Origin of the sequence: Paraburkholderia sp. RL17-337-BIB-A (genome assembly GCF_046025895.1) — a bacterium.
GTDB lineage: Bacteria > Pseudomonadota > Gammaproteobacteria > Burkholderiales > Burkholderiaceae > Paraburkholderia > Paraburkholderia fungorum_C.
Genome location: NZ_JARESY010000002.1, coordinates 726,420 through 748,443, shown reverse-complemented (window position 1 = coordinate 748,443; position 22,024 = coordinate 726,420). Strand labels below are relative to the sequence as shown.

The window sequence follows — 22,024 nt, the reverse complement described above, 5'->3', positions numbered from 1 at the left end:
GGAGCCATTGAAGAGCGAGTTCGCAGGCTCGCATCGAGCGATGTCAGCCTCCAGCCAGCCAGGGATTCTGCAAAATGACCTACGCCTACAAGTTAATGAATTCGCCCGTGGGCGAGCTAAAGCTCGTTGCAAACGGTAACCGGCTTGCCGCCATTCTGTGGGAGAACGACAAGCCGAACCGGGTGCGTCTGCCGGAGACAGTCGAGGCGGACGATCGCCCGATCCTGATCGAAACCGAGCGGCAGTTGAACGAATATTTCGCGGGGAAGAGAGACCGGTTCGATCTTGAACTCGACTTTCAGGGAACGGATTTTCAGAAGAAGGTTTGGGCGGCGCTCCTGACGATCCCGTTCGGCGAGACGCGCAGCTACTCGGACATCGCCACGCAAATCGGCAACCTCAACGCGGTGCGGGCCGTGGGCGCGGCGAACGGCAGAAATCCGATCTCGATCGTGGCGCCGTGTCACCGCGTGATCGGCGCGTCCGGCGATCTGACCGGCTTTGCAGGCGGATTGGCGAACAAGATGTTTCTTCTTTCACTCGAAGCCGGGCAGACCTCTCTGGAAGCGGCTTCGGATTCGGCTTCGGCTGTAGCTGTAGCTGCGGCCGCCGCACCGGAAAAGCTCCAACGGGAAACGCCGGCGAAACCGGCACGCCCGACGCCAGCTCGCGGGACGCAGGCCTCGTTGTTCGGCAACTGAGCCAGATCGAGGCGCAGCGGTGGCCTCATACGGCGCCGCTAAACAGCTCCGCCCGGCTTCGTCACGATCGCCTCGCCCACTGCTCCTGAAGAATCGCGGCCGCCGCCGTGGCCGCGACCTGGCAACCGAGGACGATATGCTCCTCGGCCGTATCTTCGATGAAGTCGTGGCTCACGCCGCCAATGCTCGGCACGAACATCATGCAAGCCGGCATGCAACGGGCGATGACCTGGGCGTCGTGCGCGGCCCCGCTCGGCATGCGCAGCCATTGGCCCGGCGCCACGGCCTCGGCCGCGCGGGCGAGATGCTCCGCGAGCGCCGGATTCATGGTCACCGGCTCCATGGCTTCGTCGGCGCTTGTCAGCTCCACGCCCACAGGACCTTGCGCGTCGAAGTCTCGCACGAGTTCCGCGAGTCTCTCCTCCATCGCCCGCAGGCGCGCGGCGTTCGCATCGCGGAATTGCAGATACATATCGGCTCGCCCCGGCACGACGCTGAGCGAGCCGGGATCGAGATCGATGCGCCCCACCGTCCACACGGTGTCGGCATCCGCGAGTTGCGCGAACGCGTCGTTCATCCGCGCGATAAATGCCACCAGCGCCGCGCCGGCGTCACGCCGGATCGACATGGGCGTGGTGCCGGCATGATTGCGCTGCCCCGTGAAACGTAAGCGCAACTCGCGCAGCCCGACGATCGTGGTGACGACACCAATGGACTTGCCGATGGCTTCCAGGCGGCCGCCCTGTTCGATATGCGGCTCGAGATACGCGACATGCCGGCCGTGTTCGAAGCGGGCACGCGGCAAGCCGGCAAGGCCGGCGGCTTCGAGCACGTCGTGAAGGCGCTGCCCTTCCCGGTTCGTGGCGCTTCGGATCGACTCCTCGACGGGATCGCCCACAAAGCTGCGGCTGCCAAGCAAACCGGAAAAGGTGCCTTCTTCATCGATCCAGGACGCCACATCCACGGCAAGGTGGCGCGTCGCTTCGTTCTCGCCCAGCGCGCGGGCGATCTCCAACCCGTAGATGACGCCCATCGCACCGTCGAGCCAACCGCCCGTGGGCTGCGTATCGGTATGAGAGCCGACGACTAGCGCGGGACCGCTTTTGCGCGAGCGGCCGAACACCGTCCCCACGCCGTCGATAACGGCATCGAGTCCCGCCTGCGCCATGCGCCCGGCCAGCCACCGACGCGACGCCAGGTCCACCGGCGAGAGCGCGAGGCGCACGACGCCAGGGCCGGTGGCGCCAAAGCTGCGCAGCTGTTTGAGATCGGTCAGCAACCGGTCCGGATCGATCTTCACCACGTTCAGATTTCCTTTGATGTTGGCCTATGCCGCCAAGGGGTTTACCGACATGCATAGAGAAGATTACACGGCTTGACGCCGGGCGATTCTATCGATCGCTCGCGCGTGCAGCTAGCCCGCCTGTGACGCTCAGAAATTAGCGAAGAACGCCCGCGCGGCGAGCATGCAGAACGACGCGACCAGTTCGCCGTGATAGGCCCGAAGCACGGCTGAAGCGCCGCCGTCGGTTGCTCCGCCTGCCACGGCCCGATTCGCGAGCGTCGCCTTCGCACTTGCGAAGCCCTGCTTGATGGGCGCGTACGGGTCATCAGGTCCGCTCGCTGGCGAGTCCACATCCAGCACGGATGTAAGCCCTGCCGGCACTTTGGCGTTCTGCCAGTAGGCCTGCTCGATACGTGCATTGAAGAAAAACACGGTGGGATCCGAGCCGCCGCCGCACAACAGAACCGGCGCACGCGGCAACCAGTTGCGTAAGTCATTGCGCTTGAACGCCTGACGCAGCGGATGCATGGGATTTTTCGCCGGCGTCATGGCAACCGTGCTGTTGGGAAACGCGCCGTCGGGATGGGCCGCGGCGTCTTCCAGAAGACCCAGGCGATAGGCGTTGCGCACGAGATTAGCGTTGCCGAATCCCGCAGCAAACAAAGGTGTCAGCGCGGGCGGTGCGAGAGGTGGCGATGCCGGCAGCGTCAACGACGCGAATCGCGGTGCGGGAGGAACGCTGTCGAAGAGATGCGTCGAGGGCAATTTCCCCTGCGCGATCAGAGTATCGAGGGGCTGCAGGCTGGGCAGAAGATTCTCGATGTCAGGGGCATAGGCCGCTTCATAAAAGTCGTCCGGCGTGCGATAGATGGTCTGATAGGCATGCTGGTAGCCCGTCACGATCAAGGTGGTGAACAGCGTCGAACCCAGATTCACTTCGCCTTCGATCAGCGCATCCGCGGTGGCGGCGAGCGCATAGGGACCCGATCCCGGCGCGGATGCGGTGACCTTGATGCCGGCCGCTTGCAAAGCACGATGCGTCGCCAATGCCACGAAGCCGCCTTGCGAATAGCCGGTGACGAAGAGCTTGCCGTCCTCGCGCGTCCTGCTTCGCGGCTTCGTTTCATTCAGGACGGCGCGCGCCGCCCGCAGCGAGTCGATCACATCGGCGGATTGCTGGCCGGCATTCAGGTAGGGGTGGTACGCGAGATCGGAGCCGGCGTAGCCGGCGTAGTTGGTCGCCACCACGATATAACCGTGGGCCGCGTACATGGCGGCAACGCCCATGCCCTCCCCTGCGCCGGCGCCGTTGCCCGGATCCGTTCGTGTGATATCGGCGATGTTGTAGTTGCGGTATGCACTCGTACCGTGCGCGTAGAGCATCAGCGGACGCGGCCCGCTACACGCAGCCGACCGTCCGCCCGGAATCATCAATGCGCCGCTCGCGGTGGTGGGCTCGCCTGCGCCGCCGATGGTCCGGTAGCGGAAGGTCACGATCTCCACACTGCACGCGGGCGCCCCGGCAATCTGCTCGAGTTGCCGGCCGGATGCGTTCGCTGCAAGCAATGTCGAAAATGCCGCGGCACTAAGCCGCAGCGTGACGCGATGATCGAGGAGCTGGCCGCGAGAGTTACATTCCGCATCGCAACCGGAGCCGGAGCCGGAGCCGGCTTGCACATAAGCGCTGGCGCCCAACGCCAAACATGTCAGCAGCATGAGGGCCGCATTTCGCATCGCTAGAGGCATGTGAGGCTCCGTGCAGAAACGCAAGGTAGAGCTTGCCGCGGGCGAGTGCATCCGCGAGGTCCGGTGAATAGCCGCTCGACACCGTCACGTCGATGTTCGGCAGTTCGTGGGCATTCAGCCAGCGGCGCGCACGCTCGCCGCCGGTGTTCACCTCACGACGCAGCTTCGCGCTTTCCTGCTACTTCCAAAGCGTGCGGCCGAAGAAAGTCAGCGTGCGGTCCCAGGCCCGCTGCGACCAGACCGAATCGAACTGGGTCCCGGCGATACGGCCCGGCCCGACTGCCGTTTCGTTCGCGAACGCATGGTGCGCGAGATAGCGATGAAACTCGATGTCGACATTGGCCGCGGTGAGCTTGGCCTCCAGGGCGTCGACCGTTTCAGCCGCAAAGAATTGGTCTTGCGTCGCCCAGTGGCCGAGAACCGGTACTTTTATTTTCGAGGCGTCGATGTATTCGAGCGGCGGGAAGCCGTACCAGACCACACCGGCCGACACTTCAGGGATATTGCATAGCGCGAGCAAGGTGAGCGCGCCACCCATGCAATAGCCAGTCACGCCGACATTCGTCGAATGCTGCTTCAGATACTGGACCGCGCCCCGCACATCCTGAGTAGCGGCGTCGCCGAAGTTGAGCTCGCTCATCAGATGGTGCGCCTCTTCCTCTTCCACCGTCGATTTGCCGCGGTAGAGATCGGGCACCAGCGCCAGATAGCCGGCCTGCGCCAGCCGGTCGGCCACGCCGCGGATCTGGTCGTTCAAACCCCACCACTCCTGAATCACTACGATGGCAGGCGCACCCTCCGGTTTTTGCGGCCTGGCCAGATAACCCTGAACATCTTTGCCGTCAGGGCGGCTAAACGTGATCATCGATCCTGTAGTCGGTTTCATCAGTTACTCCTCGAGGTAGGCGAAGTCGCTAGCATAGCGCCAGTGTGGCGGATTCGCTGGACTCGACTTTAGCCGCAAACCAGCCGGGATCCCGTATGCCCGCTGCTCTTTTTTCCCTACGTTGAGATCGTCCTTCACGACTTGCAAAGCCAGACCGTTGCTTACATAGCAAATAACCTGTCCAAGCGTGAACTGGGTGACGAATCCGCACTGGAAGAAATCGACCATTCGGCAGAGTCAGGCACGATCGGTCCATACGAAAAAATCAATTGGGACGGCCGGCGGATGCGCTGTGTCAGCACCGTACTCTTTGACGACGCCGGCGTTGCCGTCGGTGTGATGTGCGTGAACTACAACATTGCGGTCTTCGAGGACATGAAACATGTCATCGACCGCGTCATTTCCGGCGCTGGCGTGATCAAGCAACCCGAGGAATTGTTCAAGGACGACTGGCAAGAACGCATCAACACTTTTCTTCACGCCTGGCTTCAGGAGCGCCAGTTGGCGTTGAACTCGCTGACCCGCGACCACCGTCGCGAATTAGTCGAGGCCCTTTTGGCCGAGGGTGCATTCAAGGGGAAAAGTGCCGCAAACTATGTGGCAAACGTGCTAGTGATGGGCGCGCCACCGTGTATCAGCACATAAGAGATCTGCGAGACGTGGCAGCCTGAAAAGACGTGGATAGGGGTTGCCAGCTTTCGATTGGGGTGACGACACGCTGCGCTGCCTGATCGTTGCGCTAGCAACAGGCCTCGCGATCGACTCCCGGTCGAGACGGTTTGATCGACGCGCCGCTGCTTTCACCAGCGGCGCGTCGATACTACTCAGCCTTATTGGACCGTATTATTGGCCCGTGTACCCGACCGGCACAGTCGCATTGGCCTTGGCCACCGTCGCGTTGTTCGACACGATGTACTGCGGCACCTCCGTGAGGGTCAACGTGACTTTACCGTTGGTATAGGCAAGCGTGCTGGTATTGCCGTAACCATCGATCTTCGTCACATTGCCAGACGTTCCGGCGCTGTCGACCTGAAGCGAATAGCTCGTCGAGTATGTCTGGCTATAGACGCCATTGCTTGCAGGCCATTGCGCATTGCTGTGCGCCCACGCAGCAGTCACCACCTTGCCGTTGCCGAGTTGCTGGAACGCGTACGCAAAGGTTCCGGACGGCGCACCCGTGACCCGGCCCAATGTGTTCGTGCCATCCAACACACGAGTCATCGTGGCGAATGCCATTGCCTCGGGCTTCGGCGAGAGGTTCGTTGCGCCGTACGCGCCTTGTGCGTCATTCAGATCGAAGAACGAGCCGTATCCCACTTCGCCCGGATAGTCAGGACCGTAGAAAAGCGTCGTCAACTGCGCGCCACCGCCGAGCACAATGATGTGCGAGCGCACGCCAACCGCCGCATGCGCAAACAGCTGGTTCTGCGACGGCACCGTGGGGCCGTAGTTGAGACCCGGATCGTAGCTCGTGCCCGCTTCGGTGAAGAAGAGCTTCATGTTCGGCTTGCCTGCTTGCATGACCGATCGCAACTGCGTCATCTGGTTGTCGAGCGCGTTCGCCTGGTTCGCCGGATTCGGATCCGAGTCCTGCAATTCAGGCGGATGAGCCGGATACGTGCCCGCATTCCAGTAGCCATGTGTCGAGACTGCATCGATGTAATTCCACAGGCCCAGCGCACCGAACTTCTGCAGATAGCCAGTTGTGCAGGTGTCGCAATTCGCGGGGAACGGGTTGCCGGTACCCATCACGACGGCATTCGGATCGGTTGAGTGGAGGCCCTGATAGGCCGCCTTGTACATGGCAACGAAGTTCGCGTCGCTATCCGCCCAGCCGAGGCTCGGCTCCCAGGTCACCTGATAGTAGTTCTTTTGCTGGTTCGGGTAGTTTGCAGCGCGGATCAGACTCGTATCGGTACCGACCTTGGCCATGAAGCTCTGGAACTCCGGCATGTTCGACGGCGCGTAATAGCTGTCATTGAACTGGCCAGTCTTCGAATCCCATGCAGGCAGCCCATCGAGACGCACGATGCGCATCTGATCGGGGTTCGCTTTATAGAACGGATCGAGGTCGTTCACGCTCGGCGTGTACGTGTTGGGGCCATTGGGTTCCATGGCCGATACCTGACGGTCGTCGATGGTCCATGAGATCCCCAGATCGTGCAGCGCGGCGATGTTGCCGTTGAAGCCCTGCATACCGAAGCGGTGCTGATCCTGATGAGCGTACGTTACGGTGCCGAGCACCGGCGTCAGGTTCGGCAGCACGCCGAACGTAGCAATCCCCACCGGACGCGTTCCGGAGTTCGGCAACGTGCCGCCGTTCGAGCGCAGCGTCGCGGTCAGCGCGCCATAGCCCGACCACGTCGACGTGCACGGAATCGAGTTGGTTTGCACGCCGGCACTCACCGCGAAACTCCCCTGCGTCTTGATCGCGCCATTCGAATCCGCTACGGACCAGACCACCGTATCCGCGCCCGGTGCGTTCGTTGTAATCGCGAGCTTGAACGGTGCGTTGTTCTGGAATATGCGCATACCGTCGGTGGTGGGGGTGTCGGCGCTGATCACGCCTTTCGCGGTCCCGCCAGCCGTGTGAGTGGGCGTGCCGCACGAGAGGGTCGAGCTGCCCGGCGTTGGCGTTGGCGTTGGCGTTGGCGTTGGCGTTGGCGTTGGCGTTGGTGCTGGTGCTGGCGTTGGTGCTGGTGCTGGTGCTGGTGCTGGTGCTGGTGCTGGTGCTGGTGCTGGCGTTGGCGTTGGTGTTGGCGTTGGCGTTGGCGTCGGCGTCGGCGTCGGCGTCGGCGTCGGTGTCGGTGTCGGGCTGGCGGCAACCGCCCTCACCCAGCATGATTTGTCGTAACCGAATGCGGGATCTGTCTGCGAAACTGCGCCGACATAACATCCGACGCCATTGCTAATGGTACGCGGGGCCGTCAACATGACCGACGGCGCGTTCGGCGGCACTGCGCCGAACACCACCGAGCCTGTTCCGAGGAATTGGCAGCTACCGTTCTCTTGTGCGCACAACTTGTATTGCTGTCCTGAGACGGTGATGGTGCTTGCCTGAGCCTGCGCGTTTTCTGCACCAAACCATGCCAACACGGTTGCTGTCGCAATCCCTAGAAGTTTGAAATTTCTCGTCATTGTCCGTATGTATCGGTGAAAAGCAGGTTATCCCCGAGGATGAGCAAGATCGAACCAAGTCGTCCCGCCGTGGCATTTTTTTGAGTACAGAGAGAGGTGAAGCGGCGAACGCGATGATTGCGTTCATTGCTGATGAAGCTGACGCTTCCGATGTGCCGTTATCCGTTAGCAGATGCCGTCAGGCGTTCGAACACGCGCTGATTGCTACGACAGCGCTGGACATTTCGATCTGTCTCCAGACAACGGATATTTATTACGTAATGCTTACTATCAACAAAAAACTCACTCGACGATGTACTGTCCGTGATGACACTTTTTGATCTGCCGCGCCGAGCATCCAGATCGGCACATAGCTGCGACCCGAGCTCTATACACCCATTGCGTGACGAATTCTGTCAACGTTCCGCTTAGCTGGGGTTGCCATCCACCCGCTCGGCGCAACGGACGAAAAACTTGCACGAGTGAACGACGGCGCCGACGATTTGGCCAATAAAAACTGAACGGTTTCGCGTTGGCAGTCCAGCACAGCGTCGAAGTGACAGACGAATTTCCGCCGTCGTATGAAATCTCTAAATTTAGGATGCCTTAAAGCTCGAACAAATCCTTTCACTCTTGGCAATGCATCCCGGTATGAGCGGCGGACACACATTAGCCAAATCAAATCCGCGAGGCGAAGCCTCGTGCGGAACACAAAATTGGGTTTCGAGCCTAATTCGGACGAGACAGCACGCGTGAATAACGATGACAAGTCACGCTCAAGTCGATCGACTCAGTCGCAATCAGAGGACGCTGACCGTCAGCGCCGCGCACAACTCGCCCACGCAATCTTTACTGAATTGAAAGAGTTATGGCGCGTGCCCGGTATTACTTACATCAACGTTCGGCAGACGAATTATAAACGTTTCATCCGTGTAACGTTGCCACAGTGAGGGGTGATAAGTAGTAGTTCCAATGAACTTCCATGAAACACGTCCGATGTTTTTCCAAATAAGGTGAAATTGAAAATCTCTGCCTCAGTGACGCGCTGAAAACGCAAATCTTTGACTCCGATCGAACGATTGATCGCAATTTAAGCACATGTCTTGCGCGGTTTTTATATTATTAATATCAATAGCGGCGAGTTTTACGACCTCTTTCATGGGAGAAGTCAACGATGCGAATTCGACGAAATGAGGAATCCGCATCGCAGTGATTTTCGTCTGACGGTTGACCTGAAATGAACCGCTCAAGGTGTCCAGCGATAAACAACAATACTGGAACCGTTGTAGTTGTCTTTCGTGATCACATACTCACCCGCCGCTCTCAGATACGCCCTCAGACCGTACATGGAATCTACGTCGTTACCCACATCAACCGCACCCGCGCTCGAGTTGACCAGTGTCGTATCGAGGTGACCGGTAGTGAGATTGAAGGCGTCGATGTTGGGTACAGTATGCACGTAGCCGACAAAGAGATAATTGCCGGCGGCGGTGATCGACTTGGGATTCGCACTGGTGAGGTTGATCACCGGATCGGGCCTCGTGGTGTTGCCTGCGCTCCAGCCGTGATACACCTCGATTCGTGATTGCATCGCCGTCCAGTCCCAACTCCCGGCAATGCCTTGCGCGAGAATCATGGTATCGCTCTCCGGCAGGTAGATGATGCGCGTCAATGGCCGGATGCTCTCCGGAATGGAAATGGTGATTCCCGGTCCCCATGTCGGTTTGCCGTTGCCGTCGAACCCGGACAGCGGGTAGTGATAGATGTGATTCGTGCGGTCCAGACCGGCCCACACATCGCCTCTGCTATCGATGCAAAATCCGCCCGTGACCGAGCGCGTCGTATTGAACGCGGGACCTGGAATCGATGCATCGGGAATGGCGATGTAACCGCTCGCCGGGTTGAAATGGAAAAAATAGAAGATGCCAGGGTTCTGGCCGGACGCGACGAGGATCCGGTTTCCCCCCACGCTGACGAGCTGACCGAAGTGCTCGTCGCGCTGCGTATCGTTCATATTGAGGCGAGGATCGGACGGGTAACTAAACGGGTCGACGGTGTTCGCCACAAAGGTGCCACCCGCGGTGCCAGTGTAAATGTTGGTGCCGCTGTAGAAATAAGCGCCATCCGTCGCCGGGTCCGGCGCTGCAACTGCCTCGAAGTTGAGGGACTGAAGTTTCCATTGCAGGTTGCCGGCACTGTTGTACGCGTGAAGGTCGGTGCCGCCATTGCGGCCAAGGTCCCACCCTCCGCCCCACGGGTTATTGAGCACATACAGGTTACCGCCAGCATCTTTGCCGATGCCGACAACACGCGTGAAACGCTTGTCGCCCACCTGGCCTTTAATCCCAGCGGTAGTGTCGAGATAACCGCCTTGAATGCCGAACGTGCCGACCAGCGTCGGGGTACCCGCTACCTTGTAGAGCTTGATGTTCATGTCGGGCCCCTGGTCGCCGACCATGAGCTGTCCTGACGATGCATCGAAATACAGCGCGGACGGGCGCGAGGCCGCAGGCATCCGGATGGTGTTCAACGTCGCGCCAGCCGGGCTGAATTCGACGATGGCGGACGCGCTTTGCTGCGCGACCCAGAGATTACCGGCGCCATCCAAAGCGAGTGCACCGGGACTCGATACGTTGATATCCTGCTGCCACACACCGTCGGTAGTGTAGACCCGCACGCGATTGCCAAAAAAATCGCTCGCATAAAGGAGTGATCCGGCCGTTGCCAGTCCGGTGATCACATCGGCGCGCTGAATGGCGTTCCACGTGCTCACGTGGATGAGAAGATCGCGTGTGTGAGTCGCGCGGTTATACCGTCCTACCACGCCGCTTCCATACGTCTTGTTGAACTGTAACGCAGCGAAAATCGAAGTGGCATTCCCCGTGATGGCCCCTCCTTGAAATTCGCTGTTAATTCCGATGGAACCGATGCTCTTGCCGTTCTGGTATATCGCGACGCCACCCTCGTTTTCGTCCCATAGGGAAGCCGTGTAGATCACGCCTTCGGGTGCGACCCACATCGAGCGGGCCGTGTTGCCCACGTGTGCGGCAAGCGTGCCGAACGTGTTCGCGAGCCAGTCGGTGGTGTATTGCGCCTGACACGCCGACGCAGCAACCGCGATCACCACGCCCAACAGCGCAGCACGAATTCGTTTCTTGACCATGAGTGATGCTCTCCTGACAGTTGTTCCTCGTTAACATAAATCACCGTAATTCATGGGGTGAACTGTGGAAAATGCAGCAGGCATATCTTTGCCGGCTAGTCGCAAGTTCGCGAGTATCGCTCAGGTTATGGCCACTGCGTGTCGAAACGATTGCATAGCAGCAAACGTACCTATCGCGGAAGGCCACGATGCGCCTGGCAAAGACCGTTGTGCAGGTCGGCTTGATCTGACGCGACGGACTAACCGTTGCCGCGTGAAACCTACGAACTCGTCGGTCCGGATGCGCTGACTTCGGACACCATCACGGCGATCTGGACCGAGGCGCTGGGACGTCCTGTCCGCTATGGCGGCGACGATCTCGACACGCTCGAACAGCGTCTCAAGGCGGTTGCACCGGGTTGGCTTGCCTACGACATGCGCCTGATGATGCGCCGGTATCAACAGGACGGCGCGGTCGCTTCGAAAGCGGAGGTGGATCGCCTGGCTGTGCTGCTCGGGCGGCAGCCAGGATCCTATCGGGACTTTGCGATTGCCATGGCTGCGCAGTGGGCGTCCTGATCGACGGGAATCACATCGTCTTCCCACTGACAAGACGTGCGTTCAACGGAGGTGGCCTCCAAAAAGGCCCAGCAGTCCAATCACGATCAGGTAGATCGCCACGATGTAGTTCAACAGACGCGGCACGACAAGAATCAGGATGCCGGCGATCAATGAAGCCAGCGGACCAGCACTGGTGAGCATATGCATGATTGTCTCCTCGCGCACACGCAACGTGCGCCGCACGCGCGTCCGGGTGCTTATCGTTAAACCATCCAGCCTGAATTCGATTGCTTGCCACGACTCGATCCGACGAGATACAGACATCAATCCCCGTTGCAGTAAACGGCTGCGAGAACAAGCGGAATCACTTCGTGAACGACAGCATCGCTGCCTGCCTGGCGTGCGCTCGCCTCGACCGACGCGGCGGAGCCGGTCACCACCACGCCATAGGTTGAGCGCTTGACCGGCTGGCCGCTGCCTTGTTTGAAGATGGGATCGTTTTGCTCATACCCGAAGACGGCATAGACATGAAAGCCGAATGCCGTCAGGTTGCTGCCGTGCGAGGGTCGAAATGCGTTGACTGAGTTCGCTTCGATGCGCATTGGCTTTGGATCGATCGACTGCTCGTCCAGAAGTGCGGCAATGAAGTCATGCGGACTCGATTGGCAAGCCAGTTGTGAATCGAGCGCGTAGGCATTGCACATGGCTGGAGAGAATCCCACGCCCAGTGACGCAATGACAGTCAGCATGCGGAGAACGGACAGTTTCATCGTGGTATCGCGATCGTTCTGCTGGATTGCGTAACAAGCTCGACGACAATCGGCAGCAGATCGTTGAGACCCCAGAATCGTACGGCTGATGCAGCGAGTCTGTACGGTGGCGCTCAGATAGGACAAGGCAAGCGAGCGGCATCTCGTACGATCTGACGGCGCGTGGCATTCGCTGAAACACCGGGCCGCCCCGGCGATCAGAATCGCTCGATCAATCCCAGCTGCACGCCTTTGACCGGCGCCCCGGGATAAGCGACCGGCAGCCCGGTCACGTTGACACCGCGCAGGGTAAAGCGCGCATCTTCGTGATTCGCCAGATAGGCCGCGCTGAAATAGAAGAGCAGCGTGCGCGAAAAATCATATTCGAAGGCCGCACTGAACTGGTCGGCGCTCGCCCCAGCCCCCGTAAAATCGCGCACGTGTGCATAGCCGGCCGACGCCCGCGTATGGGGCGAAAAGCTGTATTGAGCCGAAAGGGAACCGCCCGCGCCGTGATAGAGCGGCGTACCGCCATCGCCGTTGAAGAAGTCCAGCCATACACGGATTTTCTCAGTCCCGACCGTTACCCCGCCGAGATTCGCACGCAGCGCGCCGTCACCATGGGTCTGCTGACGTGCATAGAGCAGCTTCAGCATGCCGATCTGATATTCGGCGGTGACGTAGTATCCGTCGATACCGTTGCCGTCGTTTTCCGACTGATCGCGCGTGGCGAACATGACCGTGGTGTCGAACCCGGCGATAACCGGCGACAGATACGTGATCGCGTTATTCGAGTATGGCGTGATCTTCGACAGGTTGTTGAGTCCCGACGCAATCGTGCCGGCGCCAAACGCGTCGAGACTGCCTTTGAAAGGTATGTAGATCGGCGAGTATTGCCGGCCCACTCTTATCTCTCCCCACGTGCTACGCGTTCCGATCCATGCCTGACGATTGAACAGGACTCCGGGAGTCTGGAACGAACCGTCGTTGCTGCCAAAGCCGTTTTCCAGCACGAACACCACTGCGGTATCGGCACCGATCGGCTCACTGCCGCGAAGTCCGAATCGCGAGCCGCGATAGGCGCCGGAGTCAAGGCGCGGGGTCCACCCGGAGCCGGGATTGGTTATCTCGATGCTGGTGTCCAATACGCCATACAACGTGACGGCACCTTCCCCCTCCGCAGCGGCGACGCGCATGCACGCAAGCAATCCGGCGCCACCGATGCTCGCGCACATCGCCACACGCTGAACCCACCAGGCACCGCGCCTCACCGGCTTGCGCTTGAGTGACGATGATTCAAGGCCCAACGGGGCGATGCCGCAAAGATGGGGTCGTCCATAGGTTTTCTGGAAGATGGCGTTGCCAGAAAGGGCATCGCCGCAAGGCAAGCTTACTATGACTCTGATGCGTGGGCCGCTTCACATTCTAATGTGAAGCGGCTCCAGTATTGCTACGTCCTGATGGACCGCAGGCCGGCATCAGGAAAGATGATGCACTTCCTGCAGACCATAAACCGGCGTCGCAATCCCCTCCATGCGCGCCTTCAGTTGCAAAGACAAATACTGGGAGTAGTGGCGCGACTGATGCAGATTACCGCCATGGAACCACAAAGCAGACTGTTGCGTCGGCTTCCACATATTGCGTTGCTCGCCTTCCCACGGCCCCGGGTCTTTCGTCGTATTCGAACCCAGACCCCACACCTTGCCCACTTTATCCGCCACTTCGCGCGAGATGAGATCGGCGGCCCAGCCGTTCATCGATCCGTAACCGGTTGCATAAACCACGAGATCCGCGGCGAGCTCGGTGCCGTCGCTTAGCAGCACAGAGTGCTCTTTCAGTTCGACCACATCCACGCCGCTCTTCAGTTTGATCTTGCCGTCCGCTACAAGATCGGCTGCGCCGACATCGATGTAATAGCCCGAGCCGCGCCGAAGATATTTCATGAAAAGCCCCGAGTCGTCATCCCCAAAATCGAGCATGAAACCCCGCTTTTCCAGGCGATCGTAGAACTCCGCGTCGCGCTCCCGGATCGCGTCGTATACGGGCTTCTGAAATGTGTGCAGGATCTTGTACGGGACCGACGCAAACGTCAGGTCGGCTTTCGACGTCGTCATGCCGGACGCCACCGCACGCTCGGAATAAAGATCACCGAGTCCAAGCTCCATCAGCGAATCCGACTTCACGATATGCGTGGACGAACGCTGAACCATCGTCACGTCGACGCCCGCCTCCCACAACGCCGCGCAAATATCATGCGCCGAATTGTTCGCGCCGATCACCACCACTTTCTTGCCTTTGTACGCGTCGGGTCCCGGATGTTGCGACGAATGATGTTGCTCGCCCTTGAACACGTCCATGCCTTTGAATGAGGGGATATTCGGCTTACCCGACATACCCGTTGCCAGCACAAGCTGCTTGGGCCGCAGCGTCAGCGTTTCGCCGTCGTGCTCGACCTCGACCAGCCATTCGGCCGCCGCTTCGTCGTAGCGCGCGGACTTGCAAACAGTCGATCCCCAATAGTTCAGCTCCATGACTTTGGTGTACATCTCGAGCCAGTCGCCGATCTTGTCCTTGGGTGAAAAAACCGGCCAGTTGTCCGGGAACGGCAAATAAGGCATGTGGTCGTACCAAACCGGATCATGCAGGCACAGCGACTTGTAGCGGTTGCGCCAGGCATCGCCGGGACGTGGGTTTTTATCGATGATGATCGTCGGCACACCCAACTGCCGCAAGCGTGCGCCGAGTCCAATCCCGCCCTGGCCTCCGCCCACGATCAGACAGTACGGCTGCTCCGCGCGGCCCAGCGCTTGTGCTTCGGCTTCACGACGCTCCTTCCAGCTCGTCCGGTCCATGCGTGCGCCATGTTCCGCGCCCATCGGACGGCGCCGACCTTTGGGCTCTTCATGGCCTTTCAGCTCACCCATAGTGGTCAGCAAGGTCCAGATCAGGCCGTCCTTCACGCGGATAAAGCCGCTGCCGCGGGCAACCTCCGTCTCGAAGGTAATCCACGCCTGGGCTAAACCGTCGGCTTCGGTCGGCTCTTCATTTTCGGCAATCTTCAGCCCAGTGGGCTTGATAGCGTCCACTTGCGCGTCGAGCATGGCGCCGATCTGGTCCCGACCTTCCATGGTTTTGATATTCCATGTGAAAGCGACAAGATCGCGCCAGTAGCACTCAGGTTGAAACAACGCGACAGCCGCGGCTGTATCACGGCGTTTAAGCGCTGATTCCAGAGACTCCAGAACATGGCTAATGGTCTGGGTTGCATTATTTTCAGGCATGGTTGCTCCTCCATTCACTACGGATCGATGAAACGTCGAAGTAATGCGCGGGTTCTGTGCCCGCTGGATAACCGCGGACCGCTAGCGCCGGTGAGGCGGGACAATGCCGAACTTCGCGATCCGTCTGTAAAGCGTTGCGCGCGAGATGCCCAGGCGCCGGGCTGTTTCGACCGCGCGCCATTTCGCATCGGTCAGCGCGGCGAGGATGCGATCGCGCTCAAGCGCGTCGATCTCGTTCAAAGCAGGTTGCGCCTCGACTGCGGGGGCGCGGGGCTTTCGCGGCGCCGGCCGTTGCGCGCGACTGACGGGCGGACGAACGCGCGCGTAAAGCGGCGAGCCGTCGCCCGCAAATTTCATCGAGACCATATCGCGACCGGGCCTGACATCCAGAAGACGTTCGGCACGAACGTCGAATAGCTCGGAGACAGGTCGCGGCAAATGACCAAGGCCCGGCACGCACTCCTTTGCCCGGCGATTTGCCGCGACCGCATTTCCGCGAGCATCGAAGGCGATCAGAATCTCCGGCTGGGTTTCCACGTAATGGCGGTTCCGGTGCGCCAGCAAAACCCAGCAATGCGTGGTCGCGTTGAGAAAGAAACTGTCCTCGATCAACACCGCGCTATGACGCACGATGTGATTGATCAGACGTTGGCTTTCGCGTTCGTCAGGCGAGTGAATCGCCGATGCATCCAGCACGCCGATCAGTTCGCCTTCCAGCCCGAAGATGGGCGAGGCGCTGCAGGTCAAGGTGGTAAAAGCGGCACGGAAATGATCGGTCTTATGCACCGTGATCGGTTGGGAATCGAGCAGTACGGTCGCGACGCCGCAGGTGCCCTCTTCCTGCTCGGACCAACACGAGCCCAAATACAGTCCCGCTCGTTTGAAGTCATGGCGCCGATCCCTGTCAACGCGATAATCGATCGTCACGCCCTCTGCGTCGGTGAGCATCACACAGTAGTCCGCTTCGCGAACCGTCTCGTGCAGACGCGAAAGACATTCTCCTGACGCGCGCAAAACCGATTCTTCGCGGTGTTGTACATCGCGCAATTCCGGAGCGGTCAAAACGCGTGGCCCTGTTGTCAGGCCAGGATCGAGATGATATTGCTCGAGCGAGCGCCAATATGACGAAGCGAGCCGCGTCGCGTCGCCGCCGCGATCCGGCATTCGGCCCTCAATCAACCTCCGGATCCGGTCGACGTGTCTCACTTGCGGAACATAGGGCATGAATGTCTCCGTTCGGCTCGGCGCACATTGCATCAGTGGCGCGCTTAGGATGACTTTTAGCACGCGGGTTCCGGAAGAGCACATTGCAGTGCAGCATCAATCCGCATGAGACTTTTGTCTCAGTCCTTTTTCGCTCCCTGCTCGCCGAGGTCGGGCGCGGCCTTGCGGACGGCCCGATGGCTTTACCGTATCCAGCTGGATGGATTTTCGGCTGCCTGATCGCGGAAACGCAGCGCAACGGGAAGCAATTTCACGTTCGTGGTGCGTATTCGCCGCTGACCATGGCGATCAAACGCGGCCTTGCGCCGACTCCGTTTGCCGGCGCGTATTGCCGATTGACGCCTTATGCGGACAGCTTTTGCATCTCGGCGAAGAGATCAGCTTTTCCTTCGAAGCCGATGCCTGGCAGATCGGGCATCGTGATGAAGCCGTCTTCCACCTTCACGCCGTCGGGGAAGCCGCCATACGGCTGGAACAGATCCGGATAGGATTCGTTACCCCCCAGGCCAAGTCCGGCCGCGATGTTCAACGACATTTGATGCCCGCCGTGCGGAATGCAGCGGCTGGGTGACCAGCCGTGTTGATGCAGCATGTCGAGCGTGCGCAGATACTCGACGAGGCCATAGCTCAGCGCGCAGTCGAATTGTAACCAGTCGCGATCAGGGCGCATGCCGCCGTAACGAATCAGGTTGCGGGCATCCTGCATCGAGAACAGATCCTCGCCAGTGGCCATCGGTTTGTCGTAGTAGTTGCGCAGCGTCGCCTGCAATTCGAAGTCGAGCGGGTCGCCCGGTTCTTCGTACCAGAACAGGTCGTATTGCGAGAGTGCCTTCGCGTACTGGATCGCCGTGTCGAGGTCGAAGCGGCCATTGGCGTCCACAGCGAGTTTTTGTCCGTCACCGAGCACGCTCAGGATCGAGTCGATGCGGCGCAGATCTTCGTCGAGCGAAGCGCCGCCGATCTTCTTCTTCACGACCGTATAGCCGCGGTCGATGTAGCTGCGCATTTCGTCTTTCAGCTTCTCGTGATCCTGGCCGGGGTAGTAGTAACCGCCCGCGGCGTAGACGAAAATCTTACGGTCGGGCTGCCCATTACCGTAGCGGTCGGCCAGCAACTGGAACAGCGGCTTGCCTTCAATTTTCGCAACCGCATCCCAGATCGCCATGTCCATGGTGCCGATCGCGACCGAGCGCTCGCCGTGGCCGCCCGGTTTTTCGTTCGTGAACATGGTCGCCCAGATCTTGTGCGGATCGAGGTTGTCACCGGCATCGTTGACGAGCGTGGCGGGATCGGCTTCGAGGATGCGGGGAATGAAGCGCTCGCGCATCAGCTTGCCTTGGCCATACCGGCCGTTGGAATTGAAGCCATAGCCCACAACAGGCTTGCCGTCCCGGATGACATCCGTCACCACGGCGACGAGACTCAGCGTCATCTTGCTGAAGTCAATGTAGGCATTCCGGATGGGGGAGCTGATCGGGACGGTCTTTTCGCGGATTTCAACGATTCTCATGAGGGTGTCTTCTGAGTTTTGGGCACGTGTTCGCATGCGTCGGGCTGCAATGGAAACTAGCTTATCCGCGAAACAGGGCGCTTACATTCACCTTGATTCATTTCATTTTTTACTTCAGGTGAACAATAGAATGACGACTGACGCGCCCCTCAGTGCCCGGTCATACCCACATTCCTGAAGTGACCGCGTCCGGCAGTTGGCCAGGATACTGACGCGAGCGTCACCAGCGACCGTGGTGCTTACCTGCAGCGTTTGCGCATAGTCCCGCTTGATGGCGTACTGCTTCGCTACTGCCGACGAGGCAGGCACACCACGAACGCCGTTTCCGTCTCGTCAGAGTGCGCTTCAATGCCTCCCCCGTGGGCCTTGGCAATCTCGCGCGCGATGTACAAGCCAAGCCCCAGACTGCTGTCGGCATTGATGACCTGATGGTTCAGGCCACGCTGGAGCGGATCAAAGATACGTTCGAGGGTTGAGCGCTCGATTGCGGGCCCGCTGTTTTTCACCTCTAGGCGGACTTCCGCTTCCTCACCGGTCACGGACACACACACTGGCGCGTCAGACGCGCCATATTTGATTGCATTCAGAACCAGGTTGCCGAGCAACTGCTGCAAACGTCGGCCATCCCAAACCCCTACACAGTCGCCGACCACGTTCAGATCGACTTGATGGTCCGGATGCACCGCCCGCACCAGGTCCAGTTCGTCGGCAAGCTGTTTTGCCAGGTCAATCTCGGCCGGTGCGATATTGATGCCCAAGCCCAGCCTGGTTCGATTGAAATCAAGCATATCGTCGAGCAGCGCCTGCATGCGCGCACCGCTTCTGATCAAGCGGGACGCGGCACCTGACACCTTATCGCCGGCGTTCAGCGCCGCGAGATACGAAGCTGTCATCTGGATGGTCTGGAGCGGACTGCGCATGTCGTGGCCCAGCATCCCCAGCAACAGGTTGCGCGCCTGCTCCACCTGCGCGCTGAAAAAGCCGACCGATTCGGCGATGGCCTGATCGATCGCCTCATTGAAACGGATGATGTCGTCCAGATGCGGCGTGTCGGGCTGACATGCGTCCATCCACAGGCGAAGTACGCTGGCCCGCAGGGCGCGATACTCGGCAGTCAGCTGGTTGATGTCGAACCCGCCGCGCGCGCGCAGAAGGGCATGGGTCTGCGCGGCCGTTTCCGAAGCGCCCGGCCGTTTCGGCGCCTGCCCCGTCGATTTCTCGATCTGGGCGCCCCTGCTCTGGGATGTCGACAGGTCTTTTGCCACGGCCTCAAGAATTTGCTGCGCGTGGTCGCGTAAAGCTAGCGATCTCATGTTGGCCGCCGCCGGCACAAGCGTGCCGGCAAACGCCTCCCATTGCGCCAGAATAGCTTCCATATCATGCAGGATGAAGTCAGCCAATCTCATGTCTGCCCCGGAAATGACGAAAAAGAGAACCTTACGTGGCCATTCTTGCGGAGTTCATTAATACGCGCAAACTGATTACATCATTTCCGCCGGGTCCGCGAATTGCCACTCGCGGGGGTGCCCCATGCTTCGGCGGCCCGCGTTTCCCGTTGCGGTCGATGCTGACGTAAAGCGACTCCCTGTCCGGCACAGCAGTCAGCGTGGCGGATGCCTACCTCTTCACCGTGTTACTTTGGGCGAGCAAAAAGTCGGCCTCGAGGTGCCGCAATCGCTCACGGATTTCATTCAGCGCATGCGTACCCGTCCGATCGTTTCAACTGGCTTTTAAGCATGAAGGCCCAGTCAATCTACAGTCTTCGGGACCCGACACCCCGGTTGGCACGGCGGTTGCGCAGCAGCGTATCGGGAGCGAATCCCATCCCACATCTTGCTTGTCCCCGCCGATCGAAGGTGATGCCGCAAACAGGTTATCGCTTCCGTCACTGCCCAGGAGCGCGAAGCGATGCAACTTGCAGACGATGCCGACATGAGTCGCGCAGGACGCGTGCGGCGGCGCAGGCGCTCACGCGAGATCTCCCGGTATGCCGGCAAGCCGATCCGGCTGCTATGGCGCTATGTCGGCCGGCGCAAGACGGCACATGTCGTCGTACTCGCAAGTGTGCTGATTGCCGTCGGTTGCGCACTGGCGTCGCAATATGGAATCAAGAACCTTATCGATGCATTGCCCGCCGGACGCGCACATCCGGACACGGTGATCCGGGCCTTCGCGATCGTGGTCGTATTGATCCTCGCCGACAACCTGTTCTGGCGAATCGGGGGTTGGATCGCCGCGCGTGCGTTCGTCGCGGTCACGGGCGACGTCAGAAACGAGATGTTCGGCTATCTGACGGCGCACGCTCCCGTGTTTTTCGCGGACAAGCAGCCCGGCGTCCTCTCCAGCCGGGTGTCGGCCATGGCCAACGCCGTGTACACCATCGAAAACACCGTCGCGTGGACCGCGCTGCCGCCCTGTCTGACTGTAGCTGGCGCGATTGTCATGATCGGCATCGTCAGCATTCCGATGAGTCTCGCGCTCACGGCAATTTCCGCCGCGCTCGCCTTCGGGCTGTTCGTGCTTGCGAGCAAGGGAACGGCGCGGCATCAGGCGTTCGCCGCGCGCGCCGCATCGGTGGACGGCGAACTGGTGGACGTCATCGGCAATATGGGCCTGGTGCGCACGTTCTCCGCGATGGACATCGAGCACCAACGGCTCGACGGGCATCTGGAAACGGAGGGCGGCGCGCGCACCAGGAGCCTGCTGTACCTCGAAAAACTGCGGCTGCTGCACTCGCTCGCCACGACAGTGCTCTCGGCGGGGCTGCTTGGCTGGACGCTGTGGCTATGGACTCAGGATCGCGCCACCACCGGCGACGTGGTGCTGGTCGGCTCGCTGGGCTTTGCGATTCTGCATGGCACCCGTGATCTGGCCGTGGCGCTGGTCGATCTGACCCAGCACGTCGCCCGTCTCGGCGAGGCCACGCAAACGCTGCTGATACCGCACGAGATGGCCGAGCGCGGCAACACAGCGCCGCTGCAGATTCAGGAAGCGACAGTGGACTTCGATAACGTCACCTTCGCCTATTCGGGACGCCGGCCGGTCCTTAGCGGATTCAACCTGCACATTCGCGCGGGCGAGCGGGTCGGCCTGATCGGGCCATCCGGTGCCGGCAAATCGACCATTTTCGCCTTGATCCAGCACTTCTACGAACCGCAGTCAGGCTGCGTGCGCATTTCCGGCCAGGATATCTCTCAGGTCACGCTGCAAAGTCTGCAGGCCGCGATTTCGATCGTGCCTCAGGACGTCTCCCTGTTTCATCGATCGTTGCTGGACAACATCCGCTATGGCAAGCCCACGGCGACCGACGAGGAAGTGCGCCGCGCGTGCGAAGACGCAAACTGCCTGGATTTCCTTGCCGCCATGCCGGGCGGCCTCAAGACGATAGCGGGCGACCGCGGCACGAAGCTCTCGGGCGGTCAGCGACAGCGCATCGCCATTGCGCGCGCCATTCTCAGGGACGCGCCGATCCTGTTGCTCGACGAAGCGACCTCGGCGCTCGACACCGCGTCCGAACTCGCCATCCAGTCAGCACTTGAACGGTTGATGAAAAATCGCACTGTCATCGCGATTGCGCACCGGCTTTCCACCCTGCAGACCTTCGATCGCATCGTCGTCATCAATCGGGGCCGCGTGGTTCAGGACGGCGCGCCGGCGGAGTTGGCCTGCGTGCCCGGCATCTATCGCGAGACGCTCGAGCGCCAGCGCAAACGTGTACCCGCTGGCTGAGGAAAGCATCTGACGCAGTAAGCGGGCAGTATGGTCCCTACTCGATTCGAATAGTTTTTATTAAGGGAAAACCCGTATAATCGGCGGCAAGAG

General features: G+C 60.3%; 17 protein-coding genes and 3 pseudogenes. 7 read left to right on the top strand and 13 right to left on the bottom strand.

What is annotated here, in order from left to right:
- Positions 1 to 74: 74 nt before the first annotated feature.
- On the top strand, positions 75 to 701 hold the full coding sequence (locus tag P0D84_RS24285; protein WP_408341134.1) for a methylated-DNA--[protein]-cysteine S-methyltransferase: 627 nt from the start codon (positions 75 to 77) through the stop codon (positions 699 to 701).
- Positions 702 to 762: 61 nt separating this feature from the next.
- Here P0D84_RS24285 and P0D84_RS24280 read toward each other — a convergent pair whose 3' ends face one another.
- From P0D84_RS24280 to P0D84_RS24265, 4 genes and pseudogenes are all read right to left on the bottom strand, one after another.
- A complete protein-coding gene (locus tag P0D84_RS24280; protein ID WP_408341132.1) occupies positions 763 to 2,004 on the bottom strand; it encodes a Zn-dependent hydrolase in 1,242 nt (413 codons plus the stop codon).
- Positions 2,005 to 2,133: 129 nt separating this feature from the next.
- Positions 2,134 to 3,732: an alpha/beta hydrolase family protein gene (locus tag P0D84_RS24275; protein ID WP_408341130.1), complete on the bottom strand. Its 1,599-nt coding sequence runs from the start codon at positions 3,730 to 3,732 to the stop codon at positions 2,134 to 2,136.
- Positions 3,733 to 3,745: 13 nt separating this feature from the next.
- Positions 3,746 to 3,838, bottom strand: a pseudogene (locus P0D84_RS24270) (LysR family transcriptional regulator); the annotation flags it as partial.
- A 72-nt stretch (positions 3,839 to 3,910) separates the two neighbouring features.
- Positions 3,911 to 4,618 (bottom strand): dienelactone hydrolase family protein, encoded by a 708-nt coding sequence (locus P0D84_RS24265; protein WP_408341128.1) that lies wholly within the window; start codon positions 4,616 to 4,618, stop codon positions 3,911 to 3,913.
- A 105-nt stretch (positions 4,619 to 4,723) separates the two neighbouring features.
- Here P0D84_RS24265 and P0D84_RS24260 point away from each other — a divergent pair.
- Positions 4,724 to 5,289, top strand: a pseudogene (locus tag P0D84_RS24260) (helix-turn-helix transcriptional regulator); the annotation flags it as partial.
- A 172-nt stretch (positions 5,290 to 5,461) separates the two neighbouring features.
- On the opposite strand, the gene P0D84_RS24255 reads toward P0D84_RS24260, so the two are convergent.
- On the bottom strand, positions 5,462 to 7,183 hold the full coding sequence (locus tag P0D84_RS24255) for a hypothetical protein (RefSeq protein ID WP_408341126.1): 1,722 nt from the start codon (positions 7,181 to 7,183) through the stop codon (positions 5,462 to 5,464).
- Between the two features lie 71 nt (positions 7,184 to 7,254).
- Between P0D84_RS24255 and P0D84_RS24250 the strand changes: the two genes are divergently transcribed.
- Entirely contained in the window at positions 7,255 to 7,530 is a 276-nt protein-coding gene (locus P0D84_RS24250) for a hypothetical protein (protein ID WP_408341124.1), read from the top strand.
- Positions 7,531 to 8,487: 957 nt separating this feature from the next.
- A complete protein-coding gene (locus P0D84_RS24245) occupies positions 8,488 to 8,685 on the top strand; it encodes a hypothetical protein (RefSeq protein WP_408341122.1) in 198 nt (65 codons plus the stop codon).
- Positions 8,686 to 8,981: 296 nt separating this feature from the next.
- Here the strand turns inward: P0D84_RS24245 and P0D84_RS24240 are convergent, their stop codons facing one another.
- The gene (locus P0D84_RS24240) at positions 8,982 to 10,898 is read right to left on the bottom strand and encodes an SMP-30/gluconolactonase/LRE family protein (RefSeq protein ID WP_408341120.1); all 1,917 of its coding nucleotides are present in this window, start codon (positions 10,896 to 10,898) and stop codon (positions 8,982 to 8,984) included.
- 246 nt (positions 10,899 to 11,144) lie between these two features.
- Here P0D84_RS24240 and P0D84_RS24235 point away from each other — a divergent pair, with 246 nt between their 5' ends.
- Complete coding sequence (locus tag P0D84_RS24235; RefSeq protein WP_408341118.1) at positions 11,145 to 11,456, top strand: Rossmann-fold NAD(P)-binding domain-containing protein; 312 nt, start codon at positions 11,145 to 11,147, stop codon at positions 11,454 to 11,456.
- A 42-nt stretch (positions 11,457 to 11,498) separates the two neighbouring features.
- On the opposite strand, the gene P0D84_RS24230 is transcribed toward P0D84_RS24235, so the two are convergent.
- The 7 genes from P0D84_RS24230 to P0D84_RS24200 form a co-directional block, all read right to left on the bottom strand.
- On the bottom strand, positions 11,499 to 11,645 hold the full coding sequence (locus P0D84_RS24230; RefSeq protein WP_408341116.1) for a DUF3096 domain-containing protein: 147 nt from the start codon (positions 11,643 to 11,645) through the stop codon (positions 11,499 to 11,501).
- Positions 11,646 to 11,761: 116 nt separating this feature from the next.
- Positions 11,762 to 12,208, bottom strand: a complete 447-nt coding sequence (locus P0D84_RS24225) for a hypothetical protein (RefSeq protein ID WP_408341114.1) — start codon at positions 12,206 to 12,208, stop codon at positions 11,762 to 11,764.
- 197 nt (positions 12,209 to 12,405) lie between these two features.
- Positions 12,406 to 13,383 carry a porin gene (locus tag P0D84_RS24220; protein WP_408345948.1) on the bottom strand — a complete coding sequence of 326 codons (978 nt, stop codon included), beginning with the start codon at positions 13,381 to 13,383 and terminating at the stop codon, positions 12,406 to 12,408.
- A 282-nt stretch (positions 13,384 to 13,665) separates the two neighbouring features.
- On the bottom strand, positions 13,666 to 15,468 hold the full coding sequence (locus P0D84_RS24215) for an NAD(P)/FAD-dependent oxidoreductase (protein ID WP_408341112.1): 1,803 nt from the start codon (positions 15,466 to 15,468) through the stop codon (positions 13,666 to 13,668).
- 81 nt (positions 15,469 to 15,549) lie between these two features.
- A complete protein-coding gene (locus P0D84_RS24210; RefSeq protein WP_408341110.1) occupies positions 15,550 to 16,692 on the bottom strand; it encodes a helix-turn-helix domain-containing protein in 1,143 nt (380 codons plus the stop codon).
- A 343-nt stretch (positions 16,693 to 17,035) separates the two neighbouring features.
- Positions 17,036 to 18,202 (bottom strand): mandelate racemase/muconate lactonizing enzyme family protein, encoded by a 1,167-nt coding sequence (locus P0D84_RS24205; RefSeq protein ID WP_408341108.1) that lies wholly within the window; start codon positions 18,200 to 18,202, stop codon positions 17,036 to 17,038.
- A gap of 287 nt (positions 18,203 to 18,489) precedes the next feature.
- Positions 18,490 to 19,608, bottom strand: coding sequence for an ATP-binding protein (locus P0D84_RS24200; protein ID WP_408341106.1), 1,119 nt, complete (start codon positions 19,606 to 19,608; stop codon positions 18,490 to 18,492).
- A gap of 173 nt (positions 19,609 to 19,781) precedes the next feature.
- Here P0D84_RS24200 and P0D84_RS24195 point away from each other — a divergent pair.
- Positions 19,782 to 19,946 (top strand): annotated as a pseudogene (locus tag P0D84_RS24195) (glutathione binding-like protein); the annotation flags it as partial.
- 164 nt (positions 19,947 to 20,110) lie between these two features.
- Positions 20,111 to 21,931, top strand: a complete 1,821-nt coding sequence (locus P0D84_RS24190; protein WP_408341104.1) for an ABC transporter ATP-binding protein — start codon at positions 20,111 to 20,113, stop codon at positions 21,929 to 21,931.
- The last annotated feature ends 93 nt before the right edge of the window (positions 21,932 to 22,024 follow it).